Annotated in this window: 8 protein-coding genes; all 8 read left to right on the top strand. The window is 24.2% G+C overall.

Annotation, left to right across the window (positions count from 1 at the left end; translation table 11 throughout):
- On the top strand, positions 1 to 208 hold a 208-nt coding region (locus tag E6771_RS15720; protein WP_316092287.1), incomplete at its 5' end, for a hypothetical protein.
- Positions 209 to 337: 129 nt separating this feature from the next.
- A complete protein-coding gene (locus E6771_RS15715; RefSeq protein WP_316092286.1) occupies positions 338 to 856 on the top strand; it encodes a hypothetical protein in 519 nt (172 codons plus the stop codon).
- Positions 857 to 880: 24 nt separating this feature from the next.
- Complete coding sequence (locus E6771_RS15710; RefSeq protein WP_316092284.1) at positions 881 to 1,054, top strand: hypothetical protein; 174 nt, start codon at positions 881 to 883, stop codon at positions 1,052 to 1,054.
- 52 nt (positions 1,055 to 1,106) lie between these two features.
- On the top strand, positions 1,107 to 2,051 hold the full coding sequence (locus E6771_RS15705) for a hypothetical protein (protein WP_316092283.1): 945 nt from the start codon (positions 1,107 to 1,109) through the stop codon (positions 2,049 to 2,051).
- Positions 2,052 to 2,585, top strand: a complete 534-nt coding sequence (locus E6771_RS15700) for a hypothetical protein (protein ID WP_316092282.1) — start codon at positions 2,052 to 2,054, stop codon at positions 2,583 to 2,585. It begins immediately after the preceding gene.
- Between the two features lie 23 nt (positions 2,586 to 2,608).
- Positions 2,609 to 3,349, top strand: coding sequence for a hypothetical protein (locus tag E6771_RS15695; protein WP_316092281.1), 741 nt, complete (start codon positions 2,609 to 2,611; stop codon positions 3,347 to 3,349).
- Complete coding sequence (locus E6771_RS15690; RefSeq protein WP_316092280.1) at positions 3,333 to 4,070, top strand: hypothetical protein; 738 nt, start codon at positions 3,333 to 3,335, stop codon at positions 4,068 to 4,070. The genes E6771_RS15695 and E6771_RS15690 overlap by 17 nt, the downstream gene beginning before the upstream one ends.
- The gene (locus tag E6771_RS15685; protein WP_316092279.1) at positions 4,070 to 4,537 is read left to right on the top strand and encodes a hypothetical protein; all 468 of its coding nucleotides are present in this window, start codon (positions 4,070 to 4,072) and stop codon (positions 4,535 to 4,537) included. The genes E6771_RS15690 and E6771_RS15685 overlap by 1 nt, the downstream gene beginning before the upstream one ends.
- The last annotated feature ends 137 nt before the right edge of the window (positions 4,538 to 4,674 follow it).

Raw genomic sequence — 4,674 nt, 5'->3', positions numbered from 1 at the left:
AGAAAAAGCAGTAGATGAAGCTTATAACAACTTAAATGAAGTAGAGCTATTTGAACTTTATGATGAAGCAGAAGAAAAATATAAAAGAGATCTTAATGCACCATATGGAGATAATCAGAAAAGATATTTTGAACTACTCAAAGAGGTATATATGAAATTGGTTTTAAAGGAGAGAATAGAATCTAATATAGAAAAGAAAAAGCATTGATAAAACAATATATTAAAGACTTATTTTAATAAAAATTATTTAAAATAATTTATTGAAACATCTTTGAATATAATTAGAAAAGAAATTTTAAAATAAAATTTAATATGAATAAAAAAATAGGAGGAAAAGATGTATTTAGAAATATTATTTCAAATATTACTTCCCGTTATAGGGGCTACAGCAATATGTTTATATTTTGTTAGTAGAGGGAAATTTAATATGGAGCTTACTCCTTTAGTATCACTCTTAGCTTTTATTATAACAGCAAGTTTTTATTTTATTCCTTTATTTAACTATGGAGTGTTAGGAATGAAGGATTATATGTATATAAAAAATAATATGTCTGAAACTGATTTTAAAGAATTTAAAAAGACATCAAAAGAATTAGAATATTTAGGCGTAAAGATGATGCTTGCCAGGCAAATAATAGATAATATAGATGAGAAAAAAATTGAAAGAGATATAAAGAGAATATCAAATTACAAAGTTAAAAAAGATAGAGAAGAAGAGACTTTGAAATTGTTGTATACAGATGATGATGGAAATATTTCATTTGAAGAAATAATGAGCAAAGAAGATTTTGGAAAATTTAATAGAGCAATGCTTGAACTTGAAAGAAGAGCAAAAAAATACTTAATAGAGGAATAAAATAGCAGGACAGGGAGAAAAGTAATGAAAAGAGAGAAATTTTTAAAATTGTACTATGGGCTGGTTATAATGTTAGTAATGAACGTAATTCTTCGTTTATTATTTAAAGAATATCTTCCAACTGTATATTATGTACCTTATTTCTTTGCTTATAATATTTTATATATTATAGTATATTTTATTACTAGACGTAAGTAATGTAGTAAATAATAAAGAAAGCATATGAATTAGGAATAGGAAAGGAGTGAATATGTCAATAATAGAGATTCTTAATGTGACAAGAAATGAGGTTTTCAAGAAAAATATAATAACATATTTTAGGTTTGGAATAATAATGGGAATAGTATTTTTAATTTTTTTACTTTTATATTTTGGATTATATTTTTTATTTACAAAGAAGAAAAAATACACTTTTTTAATAGATACATGTCAATTTGGAACTATTATATTTGGAGGATTAGCATTAGCATGTTTTGCTATGAGTGGGAGTTTAAGATTGTGCATATTTTTAGATAATCAAATAGATATTTTGGATAAATTATTACTTTATTTAATTAAATTTCATATGATAATTATATTAATTTTGGGTTTAATGTTATGGATTATTTTCAAGAAAAGAAAGAATTATAGTAATCAAGAAATAATTCTATCTAAATTCATAAGTTTATTATTAAAAAATAGTTTTGGAACAAAAGAAATTTTATTAAGTCCTGAAGAATATGAGAATTTCATATATGAAAAAAATATTATTTTAGATGAGGATTATATTATCCACATTAACAACAGGCATAATCAGCATATAGTAAGTTACTCAACAGGTGGCAAAGAAAAAGAATTACGTTCAAGTCAATTTAATACTTGGAAATCAATTTATATTTTTGAAGATAGAACAGCAAATTTTATGGAAATGACGAAATATTTTTTAAAACTTCAAGAAATTTCATATATTGAAATAATTATGGATAAAAACATAAAAGATATTAGTAAATTTCAAAATAATAATTTTCCTAGATTTATAAAGTTTTTAGATAAGAATAAAAAAGTTCTTTTAAAACTGGAATTTAATGAATTTGGTTTTATGGTAAGAGTTATTGATGAAAATGGAAATACAATTTTTGAAGATAAAGAGATTTTGGGAGCTGAAGATATTAGAAAGTTGATAAGAAAGAATCTGAATACAAGCAAAGGAGAGTAAATGGAGAAAACTATATCAATAATTGAAAAACTTAATATATATGAAATGAACAAAGGAAAGATAGTAAAAAGAGATGGAAAATATTATATAGTCATGGAAAGACACTTGCATACTTTTCCAGATAAAAGAGTAATAGAAGAATATATAAAAAAACCAGAAGATGAAGTCTATGATGAATTTCTTCTGTTTATTCAAAGTGAAGATTTTTATCACGAAACAGAATGGCGAGTAGGGAAAAATAATTTATGGGCTATATCAATGAAAGTTCCATTAAAACTTATAAGAGATGAAAATAATAAATATGTTAAAGATCCAGTCTTTTTTATGAGGTATGATGAAAATTTAGATATACCATATATTCTCTTAATCAAAGATGATTTTCACTATAAGATTTATGATTTTATGGAGGCTGATTATGAAATATATGATGATAAATATCCTGAAGGTTTCACAGGAGGAACACAATATTTTAAAAAGACAGGATATACTCTCAAAGAATTTTATGAAGAATATAAGAAAACAAGTACAGTTTAAGGGAGAAAGATAAAATGACAATGATGGAATCACTAATTAGAATTCCCAATTTTTTTAAAACAGAGATAAATAAAGAATTAGAAAAAATATATCCAGGATTGAATTATGAAGATAAATATATTTTGTGGTTAGAAAATAAATTTTATTTTAGATATGTTAATAATTATTTAAAGGGAAAAGTTCAAGTATTTAAAAATAATGAGGTTGAAATTCCATTAAGTTTAAGAATTTTAAAGCCTTTTCCAAATAAAAGCTATAGCTTAATTTCCAAAAGAGAAGGAAGAAAAGCATTACATGGAATACCATTAATATTTGATACATTTGAAGAACTTCAAGAGATAAAAAAATTATATGTTGAGTGGAAACTATCATATGATACTAAAAGTGAAAATAAGAATTATTATGAAGCTCATATGTTTTATAATTTAGAGTTTAAAAAAGATGAAAAATCAAAATTCTATTATCTTTCTACTATGGATTATGAGTATACAACTTTAGAAAAAGATAAAATGAAAGAGTATTTTGAAAAGTTTGATGATTTTGTACATATTGATTTTTATGAAGATAGATCAGAATGGAATCAATATAAAGGAGAATTAATAGATGAGTCTATTGTAGAAAATATAATTATGGGAATAACTCTTCAGGATATATTTCAAAATATAAAAATAGAAAAAGGAAATATTGTAAAGGCAGATATACTTAGGAAAAAATTACTTTTAGAACCTGTTAAATGGGAGGAAAAGAATGAAGAAAATATATAGATTAGGATATGATCAAGTTTTTTTAGCACACCCAGGTATAAAGATGGGGAATGAAGTTTTAGCAGGGTTATCTATAACTATAAAATATAAATTATTTGATTTAAATACTAATTTAGAAATACCATTCTCAGATAAAGATCAATCTATAGGAAAAGGAGTTAAATATATTTCTGAAGATGGGAAATATGCAGAAATTGGAGATTACTATATGAGTAATTTTCTTAAATGTTCTTTTGATAAAGATTATGAGGGATATGTCAAATTTGAAGAAATAAACAAAGAAAAATTAGAACAAATGGGGTATAGATTGGAATATGAGATATCAAGCTATGACAAAGATGTATACACTAATGATAGTTGCATTTGTTCAGAGTCAGAAAACATATCAAAAGAAGAATTTTATAAGATTTTAAGTGAGAATATTAAAAATTTTGATAATATTGACAACACTCGAGGAACACAATCATGTTCTTATGTAACTTATCTTATAGAAGAAGATGAAGAAGAAGATATGAAAAAATATGTAGTAGAGATAGTAGTTGCTAGTAATCAAAAAAGACTTTATTTAACTGAAGGGGGCTGTACAACAAACATAAAGAAAGCAAAAATATATAGAAATATAAGAATAGCAGAAGAGAAACTGATAGGATTTTGCTTTAAACATAGTCATTCAGGAGCATTACAAGGTACTATAATTGAAATAAAAAATCAGGAGGAATAATGGAAAACTGTGAAATTATGGCTTATAAATTATTGATAAGATCATTTTTAGAAATAAAGAATTATCCTATCATGATTTTATTTGAAACAATTGTAGATAAGCAAGAGTATTTAAATGATAAGTGGGTGGATATAGAAGCCTATTTTACAAGAAAAGAAGAAGAGGTAATAATTGAAGTTATTAAAAATATGCACTCTTTACCCTACCAAACAATTAGATGGCAGAACTATATGAAGTATAAAACTGCAATATTAAATTCACAAAAGAAAATTAAAAAGAAAAAAGAAAGTTATGAAAGTACTTTTGGGAACTATGAGCCTTATTCAGGAAAATTTGAAGATATTTTAGAAAAATATGAATTAAAAGTAAAAGAAGGAGAAAAAATATTTTTGAAATGTGTAGGAATAGAAGAGGCATTAATACTAACAAAAAAAGATTTAGAATTACTTAAGGATCGCTTGTTATGACTTACAAAATTTTTTGAATTTAAAGTACAAAAGAAATTAATAAAAAGGAGAGAATGAAATGAAATTAATAATAGCAGAAAAACCAAGCTTAGCAAGAAATGTAGCTGGAGCTATAGGTGGAGGAAAAAATAAAGATG

Origin of the sequence: Fusobacterium sp., from assembly GCF_032477075.1 — a bacterium.
In the GTDB taxonomy this organism is placed as follows: Bacteria; Fusobacteriota; Fusobacteriia; order Fusobacteriales; family Fusobacteriaceae; genus Fusobacterium_A.
The sequence above is the reverse complement of the archived record's forward strand: the minus strand, read 5'-3'. Positions and strand labels throughout refer to the sequence as shown.

What these genes read in the sequence shown, in the direction of transcription:
- E6771_RS15715 (WP_316092286.1), top strand. Translation starts at nt 338, where the DNA reads ATGTATTTAGAAATATTATTTCAAATATTACTTCCCGTTATAGGGGCT.
- E6771_RS15710 (WP_316092284.1), top strand. Translation starts at nt 881, where the DNA reads ATGAAAAGAGAGAAATTTTTAAAATTGTACTATGGGCTGGTTATAATG.
- E6771_RS15705 (WP_316092283.1), top strand. Translation starts at nt 1,107, where the DNA reads ATGTCAATAATAGAGATTCTTAATGTGACAAGAAATGAGGTTTTCAAG.
- E6771_RS15700 (WP_316092282.1), top strand. Translation starts at nt 2,052, where the DNA reads ATGGAGAAAACTATATCAATAATTGAAAAACTTAATATATATGAAATG.
- E6771_RS15695 (WP_316092281.1), top strand. Translation starts at nt 2,609, where the DNA reads ATGGAATCACTAATTAGAATTCCCAATTTTTTTAAAACAGAGATAAAT.
- E6771_RS15690 (WP_316092280.1), top strand. Translation starts at nt 3,333, where the DNA reads ATGAAGAAAATATATAGATTAGGATATGATCAAGTTTTTTTAGCACAC.
- E6771_RS15685 (WP_316092279.1), top strand. Translation starts at nt 4,070, where the DNA reads ATGGAAAACTGTGAAATTATGGCTTATAAATTATTGATAAGATCATTT.